The 24,933-nt window shown below is 55.3% G+C and carries 20 protein-coding genes; 17 read left to right on the forward strand and 3 right to left on the reverse strand.

Annotation, left to right across the window (positions count from 1 at the left end; translation table 11 throughout):
- Together VGM48_RS10230 and VGM48_RS10235 are read left to right on the forward strand one after the other, a co-directional pair.
- Window positions 1-258, forward strand: a 258-nt coding sequence (locus VGM48_RS10230; protein ID WP_331578683.1) for a DUF6364 family protein, incomplete at its 5' end; no start/stop codon positions are given.
- Window positions 255-683, forward strand: coding sequence for a PIN domain-containing protein (locus VGM48_RS10235; protein WP_331578685.1), 429 nt, complete (start codon window positions 255-257; stop codon window positions 681-683). The genes VGM48_RS10230 and VGM48_RS10235, both read left to right, overlap by 4 nt.
- A gap of 4 nt (window positions 684-687) precedes the next feature.
- Here the strand turns inward: VGM48_RS10235 and VGM48_RS10240 are convergent, their stop codons facing one another.
- Entirely contained in the window at window positions 688-2,238 is a 1,551-nt protein-coding gene (locus VGM48_RS10240) for a hypothetical protein (RefSeq protein WP_331578687.1), read from the reverse strand.
- A 142-nt stretch (window positions 2,239-2,380) separates the two neighbouring features.
- Here VGM48_RS10240 and VGM48_RS10245 point away from each other — a divergent pair, with 142 nt between their 5' ends.
- The 13 genes from VGM48_RS10245 (at window position 2,381) to VGM48_RS10305 (ending at window position 22,026) form a co-directional block, all read left to right on the forward strand.
- Entirely contained in the window at window positions 2,381-3,544 is a 1,164-nt protein-coding gene (locus VGM48_RS10245; RefSeq protein WP_331578689.1) for a 2-isopropylmalate synthase, read from the forward strand.
- A gap of 10 nt (window positions 3,545-3,554) precedes the next feature.
- Window positions 3,555-4,949 carry a 3-isopropylmalate dehydratase large subunit gene (leuC, locus tag VGM48_RS10250; protein WP_331578691.1) on the forward strand — a complete coding sequence of 465 codons (1,395 nt, stop codon included), beginning with the start codon at window positions 3,555-3,557 and terminating at the stop codon, window positions 4,947-4,949.
- Window positions 4,950-4,994: 45 nt separating this feature from the next.
- On the forward strand, window positions 4,995-5,585 hold the full coding sequence (leuD, locus tag VGM48_RS10255; protein WP_331578693.1) for a 3-isopropylmalate dehydratase small subunit: 591 nt from the start codon (window positions 4,995-4,997) through the stop codon (window positions 5,583-5,585).
- Window positions 5,586-5,618: 33 nt separating this feature from the next.
- Window positions 5,619-6,734 (forward strand): 3-isopropylmalate dehydrogenase, encoded by a 1,116-nt coding sequence (leuB, locus tag VGM48_RS10260; RefSeq protein ID WP_331578695.1) that lies wholly within the window; start codon window positions 5,619-5,621, stop codon window positions 6,732-6,734.
- A gap of 213 nt (window positions 6,735-6,947) precedes the next feature.
- Window positions 6,948-7,877 carry an aminotransferase class IV gene (locus tag VGM48_RS10265; protein WP_331578697.1) on the forward strand — a complete coding sequence of 310 codons (930 nt, stop codon included), beginning with the start codon at window positions 6,948-6,950 and terminating at the stop codon, window positions 7,875-7,877.
- Window positions 7,878-7,941: 64 nt separating this feature from the next.
- Entirely contained in the window at window positions 7,942-9,627 is a 1,686-nt protein-coding gene (ilvD, locus tag VGM48_RS10270; protein ID WP_331578699.1) for a dihydroxy-acid dehydratase, read from the forward strand.
- Window positions 9,628-9,731: 104 nt separating this feature from the next.
- Window positions 9,732-11,498 (forward strand): biosynthetic-type acetolactate synthase large subunit, encoded by a 1,767-nt coding sequence (gene ilvB / locus VGM48_RS10275; RefSeq protein ID WP_331578701.1) that lies wholly within the window; start codon window positions 9,732-9,734, stop codon window positions 11,496-11,498.
- A 13-nt stretch (window positions 11,499-11,511) separates the two neighbouring features.
- Entirely contained in the window at window positions 11,512-12,102 is a 591-nt protein-coding gene (gene ilvN / locus VGM48_RS10280) for an acetolactate synthase small subunit (protein WP_331578703.1), read from the forward strand.
- A 55-nt stretch (window positions 12,103-12,157) separates the two neighbouring features.
- Window positions 12,158-13,237, forward strand: a complete 1,080-nt coding sequence (ilvC, locus tag VGM48_RS10285; protein ID WP_331578705.1) for a ketol-acid reductoisomerase — start codon at window positions 12,158-12,160, stop codon at window positions 13,235-13,237.
- Window positions 13,221-14,516, forward strand: a complete 1,296-nt coding sequence (gene ilvA, locus VGM48_RS10290; protein ID WP_331578707.1) for a threonine ammonia-lyase — start codon at window positions 13,221-13,223, stop codon at window positions 14,514-14,516. Before ilvC ends, ilvA begins: the two co-directional genes overlap by 17 nt.
- Before the next feature lie 170 nt (window positions 14,517-14,686).
- Window positions 14,687-19,207, forward strand: a complete 4,521-nt coding sequence (gltB, locus tag VGM48_RS10295) for a glutamate synthase large subunit (protein WP_349257096.1) — start codon at window positions 14,687-14,689, stop codon at window positions 19,205-19,207.
- Window positions 19,208-19,358: 151 nt separating this feature from the next.
- Complete coding sequence (locus tag VGM48_RS10300) at window positions 19,359-20,825, forward strand: glutamate synthase subunit beta (RefSeq protein WP_331578711.1); 1,467 nt, start codon at window positions 19,359-19,361, stop codon at window positions 20,823-20,825.
- 139 nt (window positions 20,826-20,964) lie between these two features.
- Entirely contained in the window at window positions 20,965-22,026 is a 1,062-nt protein-coding gene (locus tag VGM48_RS10305; protein ID WP_331578713.1) for an outer membrane beta-barrel protein, read from the forward strand.
- A gap of 25 nt (window positions 22,027-22,051) precedes the next feature.
- On the opposite strand, the gene VGM48_RS10310 is transcribed toward VGM48_RS10305, so the two are convergent.
- Window positions 22,052-23,284 (reverse strand): sodium:proton antiporter, encoded by a 1,233-nt coding sequence (locus VGM48_RS10310; protein ID WP_331578715.1) that lies wholly within the window; start codon window positions 23,282-23,284, stop codon window positions 22,052-22,054.
- A 146-nt stretch (window positions 23,285-23,430) separates the two neighbouring features.
- Between VGM48_RS10310 and VGM48_RS10315 the strand changes: the two genes are divergently transcribed.
- Window positions 23,431-23,784: a hypothetical protein gene (locus tag VGM48_RS10315; RefSeq protein ID WP_331578717.1), complete on the forward strand. Its 354-nt coding sequence runs from the start codon at window positions 23,431-23,433 to the stop codon at window positions 23,782-23,784.
- On the opposite strand, the gene VGM48_RS10320 is transcribed toward VGM48_RS10315, so the two are convergent.
- Complete coding sequence (locus VGM48_RS10320; protein WP_331578719.1) at window positions 23,777-24,340, reverse strand: N-acetyltransferase; 564 nt, start codon at window positions 24,338-24,340, stop codon at window positions 23,777-23,779. The two genes, VGM48_RS10315 and VGM48_RS10320, sit on opposite strands and share 8 nt — an antisense overlap.
- 222 nt (window positions 24,341-24,562) lie before the next feature.
- On the opposite strand from VGM48_RS10320, the gene VGM48_RS10325 reads away from it, so the two are divergent.
- Window positions 24,563-24,931, forward strand: a complete 369-nt coding sequence (locus VGM48_RS10325) for a DUF7674 family protein (RefSeq protein ID WP_331578721.1) — start codon at window positions 24,563-24,565, stop codon at window positions 24,929-24,931.
- Window positions 24,932-24,933: the final 2 nt, after the last annotated feature.

The following is a 24,933-nucleotide window of genomic DNA, read 5'->3' on the forward strand; positions in this document are numbered from 1 at the left end:
ATGGACGCCAAAGTAACCCTCAGTTTCGATAAAGCGGTCATTAGCCATGCTAAGGAGTATGCCGCCAAACAGAATATCAGTCTTTCCCGGCTGGTAGAGATCCTTCTTAGAAGGACAACAGTGGAACAGTATAGTTCGCTGGAAGATATTCCCATTGCCAGTTGGGTGCGGGAAATATCCCAGGGGACGATCGATTATCGCACCCGTCCCAGAAGCCGAAAGGACATCAAAGACGAATTCTTCTCCTCCAAAAAATGAAATTCTTCGTAGACGCAAATATCCTGGTCGCCACGATAAACGGGGAGTACCCGCTCTATCATTACACAGCCCGCATCCTCGGCCTGGCAGATCAAAAAGGTTTCCAGATCTACACCACACCCGTATGTCTGGCCATAGCCTTTTATTTCGCTGAAAAAAGATACGGGACGGCATCGGCCAAAAAAAGACTGCATACACTGTCCTTGCATGTAGACATCGCCGCGACGACCGAAGAAACGGTTCATTCCGCCTTTGCCGATCCCGCCGTTCTGGATCTGGAGGACGGCCTGGAATACTTCGCCGCCCTCAAAGCCGGCTGCACCTGCATCGTCACCGAAGACAAAAATGATTTTCACTTCTCAAAGATCGAAGTATTGTCGGCCGCAGAATTCGTGGAACGCTACATCCTCGCACACCGCTTCTAACCGACTACCCCCGCCTCTTGCCCCCCAGATACTTCTGCCGGATCACATCCTGAACCGGAACATCCTCCATCTTGCTCTCCAACCAGGAAATAATATCCAGATACACAAACGCCCGGGTCTCAAACCGGTTCTTCTCATATGTTTTCAGCTTCTCCAACAACTTAGCAAACTCCGGCTTCAATTGTCCCGGCTTGAGATTGAATGACTTACGCAAAAAACGGAAGATTTCCTCCTCCACAAGACTAAGGTTCTCCATCTTCGCCATGAACCGGTACACCGACTTGGTCAGATACTCCAGCAACCCGAAATTCGCCAGCTCATAATGCGCGATCAAATGCAACAACCTCGAATAACACTGCAGATCGGTCCGCAAGTCCACCCGCCAGTTGATGATCTTATTCAAATAGTCGATGGTCTTCCCATAATCCCCGCTCCCAAAATAAAGACAGGCGATCTTATAGTAGAACACCAGGATCCGGTGCCGGTCCAGATAGATCCAATACTCCTTCAGCTTCTCCTCTATATAAGGCACAAGCGACAAACCCTCCGTAAACGTCCCGTAAATAAAATGCTGGTTAAGCTTCGAGATATATAAATAAACAAAGGTCTGGATGCGGTTGTTCACGTTATTCCTCACGATATCCGACTCGGAAAATGCCTCGAACTGCTTTAGCGTCTCTTCGAATTTCTGATCATTCAGCAGATCAAAATGCGCCCCCAGCAGATTATGCATGCCTTTTATATAATGCGAGGTCTCGATCGGCAGCATAAAAGGCTCCTTCTCGAAAAGATCCACCCATTTCTGCGTATACCGGTAATACAACAGGAAATCCTGCCGGATAAATGTATACCAGCAAAAGCTCTGAAACAGGTAGAGCTGCGCATAAAATCCCTGACACTGACTCAGGTCGGCCGGCAGGTTCCGCTCAAAGAATTCCTGCACCGCAGCCTCATCCTTCTCATTCCTCGCCACCCCATTGCGGATATACCAGCTATACAGCTCCAGCGAAAGATTGGAAAGCCGGCTGATCAGCAACAAATGATCGTTCACGACATTCACCTCCGTAGCCAGCTGGTCGGCCCGGTCCTGCATGCTTCGCGTGATATGCAACCCCTCGATCGTCTTCTCAAAGAAAAGAACCTGTAACAGGAACGTCTCCTGGTTATGCGCACGCGCATTCTCCTTTATCTTGTCCAGCGTGCGCAGACTCTGCAGGTAAAGCCCCTTGTTATATAGGATACGCGCGAAATCAAGCTGCTCATGTAGCTGAATATCAATGTTTTCCTCCTGCCTGATAAGCCGCAGGCTGGATAGGATCTCCCGGTATAGATATGCCTTGGCGTTGGATAGCTGCTGCTTGCGCAGATTTTTGTTTTTATTTAACAATTGAGCCTCGTCATATTCATCCATTTTATCCATAGCATCAAACAATTGGATGCTTTTCAGGTCCTCACTGCCGGAATTCCGCTTGATATAAAGCTTAAAATTCCGCTTCTCGGACTTTTCCAGAGATTTTATGAGTTGGAACAAGGCGTCGGAAGATCGGTTGGGCATCGTATTTTAAAATTGTAAGATTCGCTATAGGAGCGGGTTTCAGGCGATTTATGCCCCATTAAGGTGCGTAAAACACTACTGATTATGATTTTAGAGCAAAATTAAACAAAGCTAAATTTATACATTCCAAAATTACTCTCTAATGTCCGACCAAAAAATCTTCATCTTCGACACTACCCTGCGCGACGGCGAACAGGTACCCGGTTGCAAGCTCAACACAAAGGAAAAGATCGAACTGGCCCTCCAACTCGAGACTCTTGGCGTCGATATCATCGAAGCCGGCTTCCCGATCTCCAGCCCCGGAGACTTCAGCTCCGTGGAAGAGATCTCAAAGATCATAAAGACAGCCACCGTCTGCGGTCTTAGCCGCGCCGTGCAAAAAGATATCGAAACGGCCGCCGCGGCGCTTAAGCACGCCCGCCGGCCCCGCATCCACACCGGCATCGGAACATCCGATTCCCATATAAAAGGCAAATTCAACTCAAACCGCGAAGACATCCTCCAACGCGCCGTCCAGGCGGTAAAATGGGCAAAGAATTTCGTCGACGACGTCGAATTCTACGCCGAAGATGCCGGTCGTACAGATAACGACTACCTCGCTCGCGTAATAGAGGCTGTTATTGCCGCCGGAGCGACGGTGGTCAATATCCCCGATACCACCGGTTACTGCCTCCCTGATCAATACGGCGAAAAGATCGCCTGGCTCGTCAACCACGTGCCCAATATCGACAAAGCAGTCATCTCCTGCCACTGCCATAATGACCTCGGCCTCGCCACCGCCAACTCCATCGCCGGCGTCCGCGCAGGCGCCCGCCAGATCGAATGCACCATCAACGGCCTCGGCGAACGCGCCGGCAACACCTCCCTCGAAGAAGTGGTCATGGTCATCCAACAACACAAACACCTCGGTTTCTATACCGGTATCAACTCAAAAGCACTGAACCCCATGAGCCAGCTCGTCTCCGACACGATGCGCATGCCGGTCCAGCCAAATAAAGCCATCGTAGGCGCCAACGCCTTCTCCCACTCCTCCGGTATCCACCAGGACGGGTTCCTGAAAGACGCCTCCACCTACGAGATCATCAACCCCGAAGAGGTCGGCGCCGAAGGTTCCCGCATCGTCCTCACCGCCCGCAGCGGCAGAAGCGCCCTCGCCTTCCGCCTCCACAAGATCGGCTACTCCTTCACCCGCAACGACATCGACACCCTCTACGATCGCTTCCTCCAGATCGCCGACAACCGCAAAGAAGTAGTGGAAGAAGATCTTCATCAATTAGCAAAATCCTATCAGGCCGTACTCGCATAAAAACCCGCAAATGCCAAAAACATTATTCGAAAAGATCTGGGACCGTCACGTCGTTAAAACCATCGCCGGCGGCCCTTCCGTGATTTATGTCGACAAACACTTCATCCACGAGGTCACCAGCCCCCAGGCGTTCAAAGGCCTCGAAAAACGCGGCGTCGAAGTCTTCCGCCCCAAACAGATCGTCGCCACCGCCGATCACAACGTCCCCACCCTCGACCAACACCTCCCCATAAAAGAAGAACTGTCCCGCATCCAGGTACAGGCGCTCGTGGAGAACACAAAAAAACATCATATCGAATTATATGGCCTCGGACACCCCTATCAGGGCATCGTCCACGTCATCGGACCCGAACTCGGCGTCACCCAGCCCGGCATGACCATCGTCTGCGGTGACAGCCACACCTCCACACACGGCGCCTTCGGCGCCATCGCGTTCGGCATCGGCACCAGCGAAGTGGAAATGGTCATGGCCACCCAATGCCTGCTCCAAAGCAAACCGAAATTGATGCGGATAAACGTCGAAGGAACGCTTAACAAAGGCGTCATCTCCAAAGACATCATCCTCTACATCATCGCGCAGATCTCCGCCAGCGGCGCCACCGGCTACTTCGTCGAATACGCCGGCTCCGCCATCCGCAGCCTCTCGATGGAAGGCCGCATGACCATCTGCAACATGAGCATCGAAATGGGCGCCCGCGGCGGCATGATCGCCCCCGACCAAACCACCTTCGACTACTTACAAGGCCGCGAATTCGCCCCCAAAGGCGCCGACTGGGACAGGAAGCTCGCCGCATGGAAACAACTGTACTCCGATGAAGGCGCGAAATTCGATAAAGAGATCACCATCGACGCCGCCGGTATCGAACCCATGATCACCTACGGCACAAACCCGGGAATGGGCGTCTCCGTCAACGGTAAGATCCCCGCCGGCGCCGACCCCAAATCCCTCGCCTATATGGGCCTTCAGGCCGGAACAGCGATAAAAGGCAGGAAAGTGGACTATGTCTTCATCGGCAGTTGCACCAACTCCCGCATCGAAGACCTCCGCCTCGTCGCCTCCTTCGTAAAAGGCAGAAAAAAAGCCGCCAACGTAGAGGTATGGGTCGTACCCGGAAGCAAACAGGTCGAACAGCAGGCCATCAAAGAAGGCATCGACAAAGTCTTCGCCGAAGCCGGCTTCCTGCTCCGCCAACCCGGCTGCTCCGCCTGCCTCGGGATGAACGAAGACAAGATCCCCGCAGGAAAATATTGCATCTCTACCTCCAATCGCAACTTCGAAGGCCGCCAGGGCCCCAACGCCCGGACCCTCCTCGCCAGCCCGCTGACGGCCGCCGTAGCCGCCATCACCGGCGAAGTCGCCGATATCCGCGAGTGGATCGGAGATCCACTGGCCGAAGGCCAATAATTAGCGAAAGGGACCTTCGGTCCCAAAATAAAACAAGTAGCCATCATGTCAAAGTCAATAAATAAAATATCCAGCACCACCGTTCCGATCCACCTCGAGAACATCGACACCGACCAGATCATCCCGGCCCGCTTCCTCAAAGCAACCACCCGCGATGGCTTCGGCGACAACCTCTTCCGCGACTGGCGCTATAACAGCGACAACACCCCAAAAAAAGACTTCATCCTCAACAACCCTACCTATAGCGGAAAGATCCTCGTCGCCGGCAAGAACTTCGGCTGCGGCTCCAGCCGCGAACACGCCGCCTGGGCCATCAAAGACGCCGGGTTCGATGTCGTCGTCAGCAGCTTCTTCGCGGACATCTTCCAAAACAACGCGCTGAACAATTTCCTCCTGCCCGTTATCGTCAGCGACGAATTCCTGCAGGATATCTTCACAGCCATCGAAAAAGATCCAAAGACAACACTGTCCATCGACCTCGGGGAACAAACGATCACCCTCGGCGGCAAAGCGGAACATTTCGAGATCAACAATTATAAGAAGACATGCCTGCTCAACGGCTATGACGACATCGATTTCCTGTTGAGCATCAAACCGGAAATAGAAGAATTCGAACGAAAACAGGAAGCCATATAAATAGAATTATACCCTTACCCAACAATAAAATCTATGCAAAAGAACATCGTAGTCATCGAAGGTGACGGCATCGGACCCGAAGTAACCCGCCAGGCAATAAAGGTCCTCAACGCCGTAGCCGAGCAGGGTGGTCATGAATTCAACTACACCTACCACCTGATGGGCGCATGCGCGATCGATAAGACCGGCAACCCGCTGCCCGACGAGACCATCGAAGCCGCACTCAACAGCGACGCGATCCTCTTCGGCGCAATCGGCCATCCCAAATATGATAACGACCCCACCGCAAAAGTCCGCCCCGAACAGGGCCTGCTCAAACTGCGGAAATCCTTGCAGCTGTTCGCCAATATCCGCCCGGTGACCACCTACCCCTCCCTCCAGCATCTTTCGCCCTTAAAAGCAAAGATCCTAGAGAACGTCGATTTCGTCATCTTCCGCGAACTCACGGGCGGCATCTACTTCGGAAAAAAAGAAATCAACGCCGAAGCCACCAGGGCAAGCGATGACTGCGTCTATACCCGCGACGAGATCGAACGCATCGCCCACCTCGCCTTTAAGCAGGCTCAACAACGCCGCAAGAAACTGACCCTCGTCGACAAAGCCAATGTCCTCGAAACCTCCCGGCTCTGGCGCAAGGTCGTCCAGGAGATCGCCGGCAGCTATCCCGATGTAAAAGTGGATTTCCTCTTCGTCGACAACGCGGCCATGCAGATCATCCTCAACCCAAAACAATTCGACGTCGTTCTCACCGAAAATATGTTCGGCGATATCATCAGCGACGAAGCCAGCGTCATCAGCGGCAGCCTGGGCCTCCTGCCCTCCGCCTCCGTCGGCAAAGGCTCGGCCCTCTTCGAACCCATCCATGGCAGCTACCCCCAGGCAGCCGGCAAAGACATCGCCAACCCCCTGGGCAGCATCCTCTCCGCAGCGATGATGCTGGATCACTTCGGCCTGCAAATCGAAGCAAACAGAGTGCGGGAAGCCACTAACTGGACCCTGCAGAATGGCTTCGTTACAAAAGATATCGATCCTATCAATTTCTATTTCACGTCCACCATTGGCGAACTCATCAGCGACTACGTCAGCGGCAAGACTCCCGGAGACATCCATCGGGATAATATCGAGTTGAGAAAATCGACGATTATATAGCAGACCACAAAAAGTTCTTTGTTTTTTCAAAAGGCGGACGTACATTCGTAGCATGAAAATGCTCTCCTTAATAATTATCGTGGTGGTGATTATTATTCCTGCGACACAGGGAGGAGGGTGGTAATTGTAACTACGATTGATCAAAATACCAGCGGCCCGCCTCCCAAAGGCGGGCCGCTTTTTTTTATTGATACAGGCCCGAAAAACAAGCATATGGCAAACTATTATAACGAAAACACAGTCCTCTGGCTCGACGGCTCCATCCAGAAAGCCGCCGAAACAAAGACCGACCTCTACGGCCAGTCCCTGCATTACGGCTACTCCGTATTCGAAGGCATCCGCTCCTATCGCACCGCCGCGGGAAAAACAAAGATCTTCAAAGCCGTCGAACACTTCGACCGCCTTCAACGATCCGCCGCCGCCCTCAACATGCCCTACCGCTATACCACGGCGGAATTGATCGCGGCCTCCTACAACATCCTCGAACGCAACAACCTCCAGGACGCCTATATCCGCCCCGTCGTATACGGACCGGCAAACATGTCCTTCAACCCCAACACCGAATCCTTCACCGTCATCGAAACCTGGGAAATGGCGCCCTTCCTCGGCGAGAAATTGCTCAGGGTAATGACGTCCTCCTTCCAGCGTCCAAACCCGAAAGGATTCAAAATAGAAGCAAAAGCCGCCGGCCACTACGTCAACTCCATCATGGCCAGCCATGAAGCAAAAGGCAAAGGCTTCGACGAAGCCCTCCTCACCGACATGAACGATCACATCGCCGAAGGACCCGGCGCCAATATGTTCTTCGAAAAGAACGGTAAACTCTATACCCCCGCCACCGGCAACATCCTGCCCGGCATCACCCGCGCCACCGTCCTCGAACTTTGCGCAGAACTAAACATCCCCGTCGAACAGGGCCAGTACACCCTCGCCGATCTCAAAAAGGCCGACGCCGCCTTCTTCTGCGGCACCGCCGCCGAGGTCATCGGCTGGAACTCGATCGACGACTATACCTTCCCCCAACCCTGGAGGGAGACCAATAGCAGAAAGATCCAACAGACATATAAAGACAAGGTCATCGAAGATGCCGGAAATGCGCTTCACGGAAAAATAGCGCATTCCCGGCATAGCACTAACGTCTGACCTTCGGTCGAACCGCTTCCAGCGGTTCCTCATAACCCGCACTCGAAACGATCTAACGGAAGATATGGCAACGATACTAAATAAATACAGCAAGACACTCACTCAGGACATTACGCAACCCGGCGCACAGGCAATGCTGTACGGCCTCGGACTGACAGACAACGATCTCGCAAAAGCCCAGGTCGGCATCGCCTCCATGGGCTATGACGGCAACACCTGCAACATGCACCTCAACGATCTTGCCCAACTCGTAAAGAAAGGAACCTGGGAAAAAGATCTCGTCGGCTTTATATTCAATACCATCGGCGTCAGCGACGGCATGGCCAACGGCACCGACGGTATGCGCTATTCCCTCGTCAGCCGCGACGTCATCGCCGACTCCATCGAAGCCATCTGCGGCGCACAATATTATGACGGCATCATCGCCCTCCCCGGCTGCGACAAGAACATGCCCGGCTGTATCATCGCCATGGGCCGGCTAAACCGCCCATCCATCATGGTCTACGGCGGCACCATCGCCCCCGGTCACTACAAAGGTCAGGACCTCAACATCGTCTCCGCCTTCGAAGCGCTCGGTCAAAACATCGCCGGCACCCTCAGCGATGCCGACTTCAAAGGCATTGTCCGCAATTCCTGCCCCGGCGCCGGCGCCTGTGGCGGCATGTATACCGCCAACACCATGGCCGCCGCCATCGAAGCCCTCGGCATGAGCCTGCCCTACTCCTCCTCCAACCCCGCCCTTAGCCAGGAGAAAAAAGACGAATGCCTCGCCGCCGGAGCCGCCATCCGCCTCCTGCTGGAAAGAGATATAAAGCCAAAGGACATCATGACCCGTAAAGCGTTCGACAACGCCATCACGACCATCATGGTCCTCGGCGGCAGCACAAACGCCGTCCTCCATCTCATCGCCATGGCTAAAAGCGTCGACGTCCCCCTCACCCAGGACGACTTCCAGGCCATCAGCAACCGCATCCCGGTACTGGCCGACTTCAAACCCAGCGGCAAATACCTCATGCAAGACCTGCACGAACACGGCGGCATCCCCGCAGTGATGAAATACCTCCTCGAAAAAGGACTTCTCCATGGCGATTGCCTCACCGTCACCGGCAAAACCCTCACGGAGAACCTCGCGCATCTCCCTTCCCTCGACTTCAAAAAACAGGATATCATCAAGCCCTTGGAAACGCCCATCAAAGCCACCGGTCACCTCCAGATCCTCTACGGCAACCTGGCCGAAGGCGGCAGCGTGGCAAAGATCAGCGGGAAGGAAGGCGAACGCTTTGAAGGCACCGCCCGCGTCTTCGACGGCGAACACGATCTCATCAATGGCATCAACACCGGCAAGATAAAAGCCGGCGACGTCGTCGTCATCCGCTATGTCGGCCCGGTCGGCGCACCCGGCATGCCCGAAATGCTGAAACCCACCGGAGCGCTGATCGGTGCAGGCCTCGGCAAAAGCGTCGCCCTCATCACCGACGGCCGCTTCAGCGGCGGAACCCACGGCTTCGTAGTCGGTCACATCACCCCCGAAGCCCATAAAGGCGGCGCCATCGCCCTCGTAAAAGACGACGATCTCATCGAGCTCGACGCAAAAAAGAATACCATCACGCTAAAGATAAGTCCCGAAGAACTCGCCAAAAGAAAGGCAGCCTGGAAACAACCGCCGCTGAAGGCGACAAAGGGTCTCTTATATAAATACGCAAAACAAGTAAAAAACGCGGCAGAAGGCTGCGTTACTGACGAACAATGATTTTTCGCCGGGAGGTACCGCAAAAATACCCCCCGGCTCAAAACCGCTAATAATTGGCCTTCGGCCAGCGGACCCGTGGTCCGCTTAAATTTAAAAAGAATAGTATGAGCAACACAACCGCAACTCCCAAAACAGCCACCCCTCCCAAGTCAAAAGCCGCAAAAAAGCCGGCCTCGGTGGTGCGGGAGTTGACCGGCTCCGCCGCCGTCCTCGAAGCATTCCTGGAAGAAGATGTCGACATCATCTTCGGTTACCCCGGTGGCGCGATCATGCCGATCTATGACGCACTCTATGACTACCGCGACAAGTTGGAACATATCCTCGTTCGCCACGAACAGGGCGCCATCCACGCCGCCCAGGGTTATGCCCGCACCTCCGGCCGTACCGGCGTCGTCTTCGCCACCAGCGGTCCCGGCGCTACCAACCTCGTCACCGGTCTGGCCGACGCGATGATCGACAGCACGCCTGTCGTATGCATCACCGGCCAGGTATTCGCCCACCTGCTCGGGACCGACGCCTTCCAGGAAACGGACGTGATCAACATCACCACCCCCGTCACCAAATGGAACTACCAGGTCACCGATGCCACCGAGATCCCCGCGGCACTCGCAAAAGCCTTCTACATCGCCGCCAGCGGCCGCCCCGGACCCGTACTCATCGACATCACCAAAAACGCCCAGGTACAAAAATTCAACTACGAAGGCTACACCAAATGCGAACACGTTCGCAGCTATCGCCCCAAGCCCATCGTCAGAAAAGAATATATCGCAAAGGCCGCGGAACTCATCAACGAGGCAAAAAAACCCTTCATCGTCTTCGGCCAGGGCGTCATCCTCGGCAACGCGGAAGAAGAATTCAAAGCCTTCATCGAAAAAAGCGGTATCCCAGCCGCCTGGACCCTCCTCGGCCTGAGCGCCCTGCCCACCGACCATCCTCTCAACGTAGGAATGCTGGGCATGCATGGCAACTACGGCCCCAACGTGCTTACCAACGACTGCGACGTCCTCATCGCCATCGGAATGCGGTTTGACGACCGCGTAACAGGCCGCCTCGACAAATATGCCAAACAGGCCAGGATCGTCCACCTCGACATCGACCCGGCCGAGATCGATAAGAACGTCAAAAGCACCGTACCCGTCTGGGGCGATTGCAAAGAGACCCTGCCCCTCCTCACGGAGCTGGTCCACCGCAAAACGCACCCCGAATGGCACCAGCGCTTTAAGGACTACTACAAACAGGAACAGGAAGCCGTCATCCACGACGAGTTGAATCCCACCACGGATGAAATGACCATGGGCGAAGTGCTGAAAGGGCTCAACGAACTCACCGGCGGCGACGCGGTCATCGTCACCGACGTCGGCCAGCACCAGATGGTAGCCAGCCGCTATGCCCACTTCAGCCAATCCCGCAGCAACGTCACCTCCGGCGGCCTCGGAACCATGGGCTTCGGCCTGCCCGCAGCCATCGGCGCAAAATACGGCGCCCCCGACCGCACGGTCGTCGCCATCATCGGCGACGGCGGCTTCCAGATGACCCTGCAGGAACTTGGCACCATCATGCAATTCGGCGCTGAAGTGAAGATCCTCATCCTCAACAACCGCTTCCTCGGCATGGTCCGCCAATGGCAACAGCTCTTCAACGATAAACGCTATTCCTTCGTCGACATCACCAGCCCGGACTTCGTCACCCTGGCAAAGGCTTATCACATCGAAGGCAACAGCATCAGCAATCGAAAAGACCTGAATGCCGCCCTGAAAACCATGCTCGACCACAAAGGCTCCTATCTCCTCGAGGTGTTCACCGGAAAAGAGAACAACGTCTTCCCGATGGTCCCCCAGGGTTGCAGCGTAAGCGAGATCAGACTTAAATAGAAAACCTACGATCATGAACAAACAGGAATATACCATCACCGTCTATACGGAAAACCAGATCGGCCTCATCAACCGCATCGCCATCCTCTTCTCCCGCAGGAAGATCAACATCGAAAGCCTCAACACCTCCCCCTCGGAAGTGGAAGGCATCCATCGCTTCACCATCGTCATCAACGAAACCGAAGAGGTTGTCCGCAAACTCTGCCGGCAGCTGGAAAAACAGGTGGAGATCCTGAAAGCTTATTATAATACCAACGAAGAGATCATCTGGCAGGAACTGGCCCTCTACAAAGTCTCCACCGACGAGATCGCCGAAAAAGTAAAGGTCGAACGCCTGCTCCGCGAATATGGCGCCCGCGCCGTAGTGATCCGCAAAGACTACACCGTCTTCGAAACAACCGGCCAGCGCGAAGAGACCGACAAACTGGTCGAGGTCCTCGCCCCGCTCGGCCTCATCGAATTCGTCCGCAGCGCCCGCGTCGCCATCATCAAGAACAGCAAAGGCTTCCACGAGAAGCTCAAAGAATTCGAACTCACCGAACCCGGCGAAGAGGTCGTCGAGAACGAATATCTCAATGACCAGGATAAAGTATTTAGCATGTAGAACAGGCCGGAGGCCTCCAAAAACAGTCACTAAAAAAAATAAATAAACACTCACCATGGCAAAACTAAATTTCGGCGGCGTGGAAGAAAACGTGATCACCCGCGAAGAATTCCCTCTCGCCAAAGCACAGCAGACACTGAAAAATGAAGTGGTAGCCGTCATCGGCTACGGCGTACAGGGCCCGGGCCAGGCGCTGAATCAAAAGGATAACGGCATCAATGTCATAGTCGGTCAACGTAAGAACTCAAAAACCTGGGATAAAGCCGTCCGCGACGGATTCGTCCCCGGCCAAACCCTCTTCGAGATCGAAGAAGCACTCGAAAAAGGCACCATCATCTGCTACCTGCTCAGCGACGCCGCCCAGATCGCCCTGTGGCCAACGGTGAAAAAACACCTCACCCCCGGCAAAGCCCTCTATTTCTCCCATGGCTTCGGCATCACCTTTAACAACCAGACCGGCATCAATCCCCCCAAAGACGTTGACGTATTCCTCGTCGCCCCCAAAGGCTCCGGCACCTCCCTGCGCCGCATGTTCCTCCAGGGCCGCGGACTCAACAGCAGCTACGCCATCTTCCAGGATGCCACCGGCCGCGCAAAAGACCGCGTCACCGCCCTCGGAATCGCCGTAGGCAGCGGCTATCTATTCGAAACAGACTTCAGAAAAGAAGTATACAGCGATCTCACCGGCGAAAGAGGAACCCTGATGGGCGCCATCCAGGGCATCTTCGCCGCCCAATACGAAGTGCTCCGCAAGAAGGGCCACACCCCCTCCGAAGCCTTCAACGAAACCGTCGAAGAACTCACCCAGTCCCTGATGCCCCTCGTCGCAGAAAACGGCATGGACTGGATGTACGCCAACTGCTCCACCACCGCACAACGCGGCGCCCTCGACTGGTGGAAAAAATTCCGCGACGCTACCCTGCCCGTATTCAACGACCTGTATGAAAGCGTAGCCGCAGGCAAAGAATCCCAACGCAGCATCGACTCCAACAGCCAACCCGACTACCGCGAAAAACTGGACGCCGAACTGAAAGAACTCCGCGAAAGCGAACTCTGGCAGGCCGGCAAAACAGTTCGCAGCCTCCGTCCGGAAAATCAACCCGCAAAATCAAGCAAAAGTGAAGCAGTCGCATAATTCCATAGAGACTTCCAGCCCCGCCAGGGGTTGGAAGTTAGATTTCCAGGCCGCCGCAAAGCGGCTCAGCAAGGTCGTCCACCGTACCCCCCTGTCCTATAGCCACACCCTCTCCAAAAAATATGGGTGCGAGGTCTTCCTCAAACGCGAAGACCTCCAGATCGTCCGGTCCTACAAACTCCGCGGCGCCTTTAATATGATGGTCAGCCTGCCCACCGAACAGCTCAAAAATGGCGTCGTCTGCGCCAGCGCCGGCAACCACGCCCAGGGCTTCGCCTACTCCTGCAGAAAACTCGGCGTAAAAGGCGTGGTGTTCATGCCCATCATCACCCCGAGACAAAAGGTCAACCAGACCCGCATGTTCGGCGAAGACTATATCGAGATCGTCCTCACCGGCGACACCTTCGACGACTGCGCCGTCGCAGCCCGTAAATACACCGAAGAAAAAGCGATGACCTTTATCCCCCCCTTCGAAGACCTCCGCATCATCGAAGGCCAAAGCACCGTCGCCGTGGAGATCCTCGAAGACTTCACCTCGGACCGCAACCCCGGCATCGACTATCTCTTCGTACCCGTCGGCGGCGGCGGTCTCGCCTCCGGCACCGGCGCCTACTTTAAGACCTATTCGCCCAACACAAAGGTCATCGGCCTCGAACCCGAAGGCGCCCCCTCCATGGTCGAAGCATTTAAAGCCGGTCACCCCGTTACCCTCGACAACATCGATCGCTTCGTGGACGGCGCCGCCGTAAAACGCGTCGGCGAACTCACCTACCGCATCTGCCGCGAAGTCCTCGACGAAATGACCACCGTACCCGAAGGCCGCATCTGCTCCACCATCCTGCAACTCTACAACGAGAACGCCATCGTCGTCGAACCCGCAGGCGCCCTCAGCATCGCCGCCCTCGATGACTTCGCCGACGCCATAAAAGGGAAGACCGTCGTCTGCGTCGTCAGCGGCAGCAACAACGACATCGATCGCATGCAGGAGATAAAAGAACGATCCCTGCAATACGAAGGACTGAAACACTACTTCCTCGTCACCTTCGCTCAACGCCCCGGCGCACTCAAAGAATTCGTAAACCATGTCCTCGGACCAAACGATGACATCACCCGTTTCGAATACATGCAGAAACACAACAAAGAGACCGGCCCCGCACTGGTCGGCATCGAACTCTCTTCGAAAGAAGATTACGAAACCCTGATGACAAACTTGAGAAGATACAATATCAATTACACCGAACTCAACAAAGACAATACCCTGTTTAGCTACCTTGTCTAACGACCCGCCAACGATCCGTCCTGTGAATAATCCACCGGCTATGTGGACAAATAAAAATTCATGTTTTTTGATTTTTTACGTATTTTTAGCCAGATGATCGACGCTAATGCCATAAGAAATTCTAAGGAATTACCACAATTTTTGAAAAACGTCTAATCTTGCTAGCAAAAATGATCAAAGAAGGATTATACTCTCCTGAATTTGAACGCGATGCGTGTGGCATTGGCTTTGTCGCCAACATCAAAAGCAACAAGTCCCATCAGATCGTCTCCGACGCTCTGACCATCCTCGAGAACATGGAACACCGCGGAGCCTGCGGTTGTGAGAACAACACCGGCGACGGCGCCGGCATCATGATCCAGACTCCTCATGAGTTCTTCTTCGACGAATGCATCCGTCTGGGCATCCACCTGCCCGCCTACAGTAAATACGGCGTCGGCATGCTCTTCTTCCCCCGCGACATCCGCCTCAAAGAAGAATGCCGCGACATCTTCGCACGCAGCGCCGAAAAACTCGGCCTCGAGATCCTCGGCTTCCGCAAAGTCCCGGTCAACCCCGACGGCATCGGCCCCACTGCCCTCTCCGTCGAACCGGAAATGGAACAGGTGTTCATCGCCTGCCCCGACCATCTCAAACAGCCCGACGACTTCGAACGCAAGCTGTTCCTGCTGCGCAACTACGCCAGCAACACGATCAACAACACGATAAAAAAGGACGCCATCGGCTTCTACGTGGCCTCCCTTTCGTATAAAACGCTCGTCTACAAAGGCCAGCTCACCAGCGGCCAGGTGCGCAACTACTTTCCCGATCTTAGCAACAAACGCGTGGTCTCGGCCTTCGGCCTCGTCCACTCCCGCTTTGCAACCAACACCTTCCCCTCCTGGAAACTGGCCCAGCCCTTCCGCTTCATCGCCCACAACGGCGAGATCAATACCCTGCAGGGGAACCTCAACTGGCTCAAGTCAAGCGTAAAAGGCTTCACAACCCCCTACTTCACAAAAGAAGAGATGGACATGCTCCTTCCCATCATCTCGGAAGGCGCCTCCGACTCAGCCTGCCTCGACAATGTGATCGAACTGCTGAGTCTCTGCGGCCGGAGCCTGCCCCACGTCATGATGATGCTCATCCCCGAAGCCTGGGACGGCAACGACCAGATGGATCCGGTGAAAAAAGCCTTCTACGAATTCCACGCCTCCATCATGGAACCCTGGGACGGCCCCGCCTCCATCTCCTTCACCGACGGTAAGATCATCGGCGCCACCCTCGACCGCAACGGCCTCCGCCCCTCGCGCTACTGCGTGACAAAGGACAACCGCGTCATCATGGCCTCCGAGACCGGCGTCCTCCCCGTCGACCCCAGCCTAATCATCGAGAAAGGCCGCCTCCAGCCCGGCAAAATGTTCATCGTCGACCTCGAACAGGAACGCATCATCAGCGATGAATCACTCAAAACAAAGATCTGCTCCCAGAAGCCCTATGCCGAGTGGCTCAACAAATACAAGATCCGGATGGAAGAACTGCCCGAACCCCGGGTCCTCTTCACCCATCTCGAACACGAACAGATCTTCAAATACCAGAAAGCCTTCGGCTATTCCACCGAAGACCTGGATTCCCTCATCGCCCCCATGTGCCTCGACGGAAAAGAACCCATCGGCTCCATGGGCACCGATGTACCGCTGGCCATCCTCAGCGACCAGCCCCAACATCTGAGCAGTTATTTTAAACAGCTCTTTGCCCAGGTGACAAACCCGCCCATCGATCCCATCCGGGAAAGATTGGTCATGTCCCTCGCCAGCTTCGTCGGCGGCAACGCCAACCTGCTGGAAGAAGATCCCCTGGCCTGTCATAGCGTGGCGCTGAAACACCCGGTCCTGAGCAATCACGAACTGGAGAAGATCCGCTCCATCGACACCGGCATCTTCCAGGCAAAGACCCTGCAGACCTATTTCCGCGCCGACGGCAAACCCGGTTCCCTCCAAAAAGGGATCGACCGCCTCTGCCGCTATGCCGTAGACGCCGTGGAAGACGGCTTCGAAGTGCTCATCCTCACCGACCGAGCCATCGACTCCGACCACGCACCCATCCCCTCCCTCCTGGCCTGCTCCGCCGTCCACCACCACCTCATCCGCAAAGGATATCGCGGCCAGGTAGGCATCATCGTGGAAGCCGGCGACGTCTGGGAAGTACACCACTTCGCCTGTCTCATCGGCTTCGGCGCCACCGCCATCAATCCCTACCTGGCCCTGTCCAGCATCCGGGATATGAAACTCAGTAACCGGATCCTGACCGAACTCGACGCCGAACAACTGAAGAAGAATTATACAAAAGCCGTCAACGAAGGACTCCTCAAAGTCTTCTCCAAGATGGGCATCTCGACACTCCAATCCTACCAGGGCGCCCAGATCTTCGAGATCGTGGGATTGAATCGCACCGTCGTCGACCGTTACTTCACCGGCGCCACCTCCCGCATCGAAGGGATGGGCCTCGATGAAATAGCCAAAGAAGTACTCGCCAAACACTTCTTCGCGTTCAGCAGAAAAGACATCCCCGTGGAAAGACTCCCCGTAGGCGGCATCTACCAGTGGAAACGGAAAGGCGAGTTCCATCTCTTCAATCCGAATACCATCCACCTGCTGCAGCATTCCACCCGGATGAACGATTATCAGACATTCAAAAAATACTCCCGGCTCGTCAACGACCAAAGCGAGAAGGCCGCAACCCTCCGCTCGATGATCGCCTTCAAACGCAACCGGCCCTCTATCCCGCTGGAAGAGGTCGAGCCCGCCGAAAATATTTACCGGAGGTTCGCCACCGGCGCCATGTCCTTCGGCTCCATCTCCCACGAAGCCCACTCCACCCTCGCCATCGCAATGAACCGGCTCGGTGGAAAAAGCAACACGGGCGAAGGCGGCGAAGACGAACTTCGCTACGAACCGCTGCCAAACGGCGACTCGATGCGCTCCGCCATCAAACAGGTAGCCTCGGCCCGCTTCGGGGTCACCAGCTACTACCTCACCATGGCTGACGAACTCCAGATAAAAATGGCGCAGGGCGCAAAACCCGGCGAAGGCGGCCAGCTGCCCGGCCATAAAGTGGACGAGTGGATCGGCAAAGTACGTCACTCCACACCCGGCGTAGGCCTCATCTCGCCGCCCCCGCACCATGATATCTATAGCATCGAAGACCTGGCACAGCTTATCTTCGATCTCAAGAACGCCAACCGCGCCGCCCGCATCAGCGTAAAGCTGGTGTCAAAAGCCGGCGTAGGCACCATCGCCGCCGGCGTCGCAAAAGCAAAGTCGGACGTCATCCTGATTGCCGGCCATGACGGTGGCACCGGCGCATCCCCCCTCAGCTCCATCCGCCACGCCGGCCTGCCCTGGGAACTCGGCCTCGCCGAATCCCACCAGACCCTGGTGAAAAATAAACTGCGCAGCCGCGTCGTCCTGCAGGCCGATGGACAAATGAAGACGGGCCGCGACATCGCCATCGCAACACTCCTGGGCGCCGAAGAATGGGGCCTCGCAACCACCGCCCTCGTCGTCGAAGGCTGTATCATGATGCGCAAATGCCATCTCAATACCTGCCCGGTAGGCGTGGCTACCCAGGATCCCGAACTCCGCAAACGCTTCACCGGCGATGCCGACCACGTGGTCAACTTCTTCAAGTTCATCACCCAGGAACTGCGCGAGATCATGGCCGAACTGGGCTTCCGCACCATCGATGAAATGGTCGGCCAGGTCGATAGCCTCCAGATCCGTGACAACGTCACCCACTGGAAATATGGCAAGCTGGACCTCTCCCCCATCCTGTACAAGGAACCGGCAAGTCTTTACACCGGTCTGCACAAACAGGAAGAACAGGATCATGGTCTGGCGGATGTCCTCGACTGGCGACTGCTCGAAGCAGCCAAACCCGCACTCGATCACCGGCAAAAGGTCTTCGCGGAATTCCCAATAAAAAACACCGATCGCACCGCGGGTACCATCCTCTCCAACGAGATCTCCAAACGCTATAGAGGTGAAGGCCTCCCCGAAGAGACCATCCACTTCAAATTCACCGGCACCGCCGGCCAGAGCTTTGGAGCCTTCAATACAAAAGGCGTAGCCCTCGAACTGGAAGGCGATGCAAACGATTATTTCGGCAAAGGACTCTCCGGCGCAAGATTGGTCGTCTATCCCAGCCAGAACGCCGGCTTCATCCCCGAAGAGAACAGCATCATCGGCAACGTCGCCTTCTATGGCGCCACCTCCGGTGAAGCCTTCATCCGCGGTAAGGCCGGCGAACGGTTCGCCGTCCGCAACTCCGGCGTCAAAGCCGTCGTCGAAGGCGTCGGCGACCACGGTTGTGAATACATGACCGGCGGCCGCATCGTCATCCTCGGCAACACCGGCCGCAACTTCGCAGCCGGGATGAGCGGCGGCATCGCCTATGTCTATGACGTCCGGGGCGTATTCAACCAGAACATCAACCGCGAGATGGTCGACCTCGATCCCGTCGGCCAGGAAGACATCGCCGAACTGAAGGACATGATCCAACGACACTATGCCTACACCGGCAGCAACGTCGCGAAGTTCGTCCTCGACGACTTCGACAACCAGCTCCGCCATTTCGTAAAAGTCTTCCCGACAGACTATAAAAAAGCATTATTGGAAAAAGCAGCCCGTCCACAGAGAACTACTCACAAGTAGAAACGCTTGAGAACGCGGAGTAGGCTCTCATGTGTGACTCAGCCACTCCGTAGTTCTCTGTGGACGGAAGCGCCCTCCGGGCGCTTCGCGCGCAAAGCGCGCAGACATTAGATTCGCGCCCATAGTGCGCAGACAAAAAACAAAAAAGAAAATGGGTAAACCAACCGGTTTCTTGGAATTCGATCGTCAACTCCCCTCCAAACGTCCCGTCAACGAGCGGAAGAACGACTACAACGAATTCGTCAACACCTATAGCGACGGGCAACTCAACCACCAGGCCGCCCGCTGCATGAACTGCGGCATCCCCTTCTGTCACAGCGGCTGCCCCCTGGGCAACGTCATCCCCGAATTCAATGACGCCGTCTATCGCCAGCAATGGCAGGAAGCCTACGAGATCCTGTCCTCGACCAATAACTTCCCCGAATTCACCGGCCGCATCTGCCCCGCCCCCTGCGAAAGCAGCTGCGTCCTCGGCATCAACCAGCCCCCCGTGGCCATCGAGGAGATCGAACGCCATATCATCGAGATCGCCTTCGACAAAGGCTTTGTAAAAGCCAACCGCCCCGCCCTGCGCACCGGCAAGAAAGTAGCCGTCGTCGGCTCGGGCCCCGCCGGCCTCGCCGCCGCCGACCAACTCAACGCCGCAGGCCACGCCGTCACCGTTTTCGAACGCGATGACGAACCCGGCGGCCTCCTTCGCTATGGCATCCCCGACTTCAAACTCGAAAAATGGGTCGTCGCCCGGCGCATAAAACTCATGGAAGAAGCCGGCATCGTCTTCAAATGCAACGCCGAAGTAGGCGTAAACGTTAGCATCAACGACCTCCTCCGCGAATTCCACGCCATCGTCCTCGCAGGCGGCTCCACCGTCCCCCGCGACCTGCCCATCCCGGGCCGGCATTTCAAAGGCGTCCACTTCGCCATGGAATTCCTCAAACAACAGAACAAACGCGTCAGCCACCTCCCCGTGGACGGCCAGGATATCTTTGCAACAAACAAGAATGTCGTCGTGATCGGCGGCGGCGACACCGGCAGCGACTGCGTCGGCACCTCCAACCGCCACAAGGCAATGTCCGTGACCCAGTTCGAACTCATGCCCAAACCACCGCACACCCGCACCGACACCATGCCCTGGCCCACCTATCCCATGGTCCTCAAAACCTCCTCCTCCCACGAAGAAGGAGCCGACCGCCATTGGGCCATCGCCACAAAAGAATTCATCGGTGACAAACAAGGCCACCTGAAAGGGCTGAAAACGGTAAAACTCGAATGGAAGACCGGCGCAGACGGCAGAGCCGCCTTCTCCGAAGTCCCGGGCAGCGAACAGGAACTGCCCTGCGAACTCGCCCTGCTCGCCATGGGCTTCGTCCACCCACAACACCAAGGTCTCCTCAAAGAACTCGATATCGAACTCGACGATCGCGGTAACGTAAAAGCCTCTGAACGTAATTACCAGACCAGCATCACCAAGATCTTCACCGCAGGCGACATGCGCCGGGGCCAGTCTCTCGTGGTCTGGGCCATCAGCGAAGGCCGCGAATGCGCCCGAAAAGTCGACGAATACCTCATCGGCGCCTCCCAGCTCGAACGCAAAGACGCCAGCCTCATAGCCCTTTAATTACTCCTCTATCAAAAAAGCCGGCCCCTGGGCCGGCTTTTTTGATAAATTCAAAACTTTTCATATCTATGTAAATACTGGCTTGTTTAGTCTAAATTTTAGCTAATTTAGTATGTCCTCCATCATAAATCGCCAAGCCATGCTAACTTTTAGACCATATCTCTTAATATTTGTCATATTATTTTTTTCTATAATTTGCAAATCCCAGTCCGCCGACAGCCTCCACCCCCCACACCCCCTCACCATAACCGGCGCCATCGACGCCTACTACCGCTACGACTTCGCCCGCACCGCCGACAACGACCTGACAGCCTTCACCCACTCCCATAACCAATTCAACCTCGGAATGGCCAACATCAAAGTCGAACACAAGACCACCCGCGTCGACATGGTCGCCGACCTGGCCTTCGGCCCCCGCGAAGAAGTCTACGCCTACAACGACAAAGGCATCACCCAGGCCATCAAACAACTTTATATCAGCTACTCACCCGCCACCTGGCTCAAATTCACCGCCGGCACCTGGGCCACCCACCTTTGCTATGAATCCCCCGACGCCGCCGCCAACCGCAACTACAGCATGTCCTATCTCTTCTCCAACGACCCGTTCTCCCATACCGGCATAAAAGCCGAGCTGACCTTCGGCCGCAACGGCCTGATGATCGGCCTCGCCAACCCCTGCGACTACCGCAGCATCCCCTCCGATCGCCACAACAACAAAAACATCATCGCCCAGTATAGCTATACCCTCGCTGACAACACAAAATTCTGCCTCAACTACGTCGGCGGCCGCGATGTCGACAACAACCACGCCCAGCAGGTCGACCTCGTCGTCACCGCAAAAGCCAGCCCCCAGGTCAGCTTCGGCTTCAATGGGACCATTAATCAATCCAGCCTCGCCACCGATAAATATTCCACCAACTACCGCTGGTGGGGAACCGTACTCTATTGCAACCTCGATCCAAAAAGCTGGCTCGGCTTCACCCTTCGAACGGAATATTTCAACGACGCCCAGGGCGTAAAACTGCCCGCACCGGCGAATATCTTCGCCGCCACCCTCTCCACCAATTTCCGGATCGACGGCTTCACCCTGATCCCCGAATGGCGCGTCGACAACGCCAATACCCCCATCTTCTTCCACGCCGATGGTTCCCCCGCCCACACCGCCGGCAATTTCCTCCTGGCCGTCGTCTACGCCTTCTAAACCCACCCCAAAGTCTGGCCGGCCACTACGCCAGCCGCTTCGCCACCTTACCTATCGTCAATCCCTGCACCAGAACGGAAAAGAGAACGACGATATACGTAATGACAAGAAAGAATTCCCCCTGCATGTCGATCGGGATGGAAAGAGCAAGCGCCACGGAGATACCCCCCCTCAAACCACCCCAGGTAAGTATCGGGATCGCATTCTTCTCGAACGTGGTCAGGTATTTCAGGAAGCCAATCGGCAAAAGGACCGATAAATATCGCGCCAGCAAAACAATAGGGATGCAAAGAAAACCCAGCACGATATACATCTTGTTAAAGGGCAGGACAAGCAACTCCAGGCCTATCAGCAGGAACAGGATCGCATTCAGGAATTCATCCGTCATCTCCCAAAACTTATCGAGATAGTCCCGCGTCGTATCACTCATCACCTCGGCCCGGCTCACATTACCCGTGATCAGTCCGGCGACAACCATCGTTATCGGTCCGCTGATATGCAATCTGTCCGCCAGCAGACTGCCTCCCAACACAAGAGCCAGCGTAATCATCACCTCCACCTGGTAATGATCGATGCTCTTCAGCAGAAAAAAACCACAATATCCCAACAGCGCCCCCAAAATAAGCCCGCCACCCACTTCCTGCAGAAAAAGCAGCGCGATATGCCCGGCATCAAACTGAATAGGACCGGGCGAGACGATCTCATAGATGGCAATAAAGAGGACGACAGCCACCCCGTCGTTAAAAAGCGACTCCCCGCTGATCTTCATCTCCAGCGAATGCGGGATATGCGCCTGCCGCAGAATACTGATGACGGCGATCGGATCCGTCGGCGAGATCAGCGCGCCAAAAAGAAGACAGTACATAAAATCCAGGGGGAAATGCAGCAGCTGACAGGCCCCATACAGCAGCCCGCCCACAACAAAGGTCGACAACACCGTCCCGATAGTGGCATAGGTCAAAATCGACCACCGCTCCGAACGGATACTCCTGCCGTCAATATGGATGGCCCCCGCAAAGAGCAGGAAGCCCAGCATGATCTTCATCACGATCGTATACAGATCAATGCTCTTGACCATTCTCGTGATCTCGCTCAACAGCGCCGGATCGATCCACCCGGCCACAAGCAGCGCCAGCGACAAAAGCAGCGAAATAAACATGATGCCGATAGTGCCCGGTAACCGGATAAACCGATGATTGAGCCAGGCAAAAAGCGCCGCCAGCACCGTCAATATCGCAAAGGCATTATAAAGGGCCATCCTGGTTCTATTTTCCTCAATATAACCCTTCCACCCCAATCCGCCATCACCTCCGTTCCCTCTCCGCGGCCTCCGCCCTGATCATCGGCTATTCTTCAGCTGGCATGCTTTTCGTCTCCTGCCGCGTACATTTTAAAATTCTCAAAATGAAGAAGCAGTTCTTTTTGCTATTTGTGACTTCACTATCTCTTGTAAAAGGAGTCCAGGCACAGGACCCCTCACGTGCCCTCCCCTCACCGCTCTCATCACCACCCTTCCCAAGCGCCGACTGGACAGGCTCACCAATTATCGGTGAACCCGCCGACGCCCCCGACTACGCACTCCAAAAAGCACTGGGATGGGCCAACAATAAAAGCAGGATAAAAGTCTATGGCTGGGTCAACGGCTCGTATAATCTGAGCACCTCGAAGAATTCCAACTTCCCGATGTCCTACGCCGTCGTCTACACCCCGAAACCCCAAATCAAAAGGGCCCCAAATCGGGCCCTTTGTTTTAATTAAGTTCTTTCACCGGTCTAAACAACATCGCCGTACACAAACACTTGGTCCGGGCCGTACTCTCCAGGATCCCATAATTCACACACTGCTTGCACTGATCCCAAAACCGCTCGTCCCCCGTGATCTGCTCATACGTCACCGGCTCAAACCCAAGCCGGTGATTCATCTTCATCACCGCGGCGCCCGTCGTAATACTAAACACCGCCGCCCCGGGATACCGCTCACGCGAAAGCGCAAACACTTTCTCCTTGATCCCCCGGGCCACGCCTCCGCCACGATACGCGGGGTTGACGATAAGCCCGCTATTGGAAACAAACTTTCCTTCACCCCACACCTCCACATAGGAGAACCCAGCCCAATCACCGGTTGCCGTAACGGCAATAACGGCCTTGCTTTCATAGATCTTCCGGCAAAGCGACTGCGGAGTTCGTCGCGCAATACCCGTCCCCCTGGCCCGGGCGCTTCGCTCCATCTCTTCCAAAATAGGGTATACATACTTGATATCGGCGGGTACGGCAATTCTTATGTCGAATGACCCACCTTCGGGTTCTTCTTTCATTTTCAATTCAATTTTTGCCAGATAGAGGCCAAAGGTCATTCCAATACACACAAAACAATGAAAATCAATCACCCACCCCCAAATGCCAAAAATCCAACCCCTCTATTTTGAAAAGTCTTTTCATTCCGGTAGGCTTAAAACTTCCTAAAACCTTCATTTCCCGTTTAAAAGCGGTTTGGCATTGCCTTTGGCCTCCTATAGCCACAACTACAAAGAAAGATTATGTTCACTCAACAGGAAATCCCCGCCCTCATCGCCCGCCAACTTCCGCAAGTGCAATCCGATCTCTGCCGCGCAGCCTCAGGCGCTCCCGTCACCGCCTTTCAATCCATCCAGGTATTGACAGACTACACCAAACGCATGGCGCTCGAACACGATTTTAAAATGGTGGGGAAATGCATGACCATCATGGGCAAGCTATATGAAAAAGGCAATGCCGTCGTCCGCAACGCCGTAGAGAATATCTTCATCTACTCCTTCTCTACGCTGATGTGCAATTGCAATATCGTGGAATGGCGCATGGTCCAGTCCTACATGCCATCCCAACTCTACTCCGTATTCGTGGAACAGGTCCTGCGCTCAAAATGCTAGGC

This window comes from Puia sp. (assembly GCF_036500295.1).
Lineage (GTDB): Bacteria > Bacteroidota > Bacteroidia > Chitinophagales > Chitinophagaceae > Puia.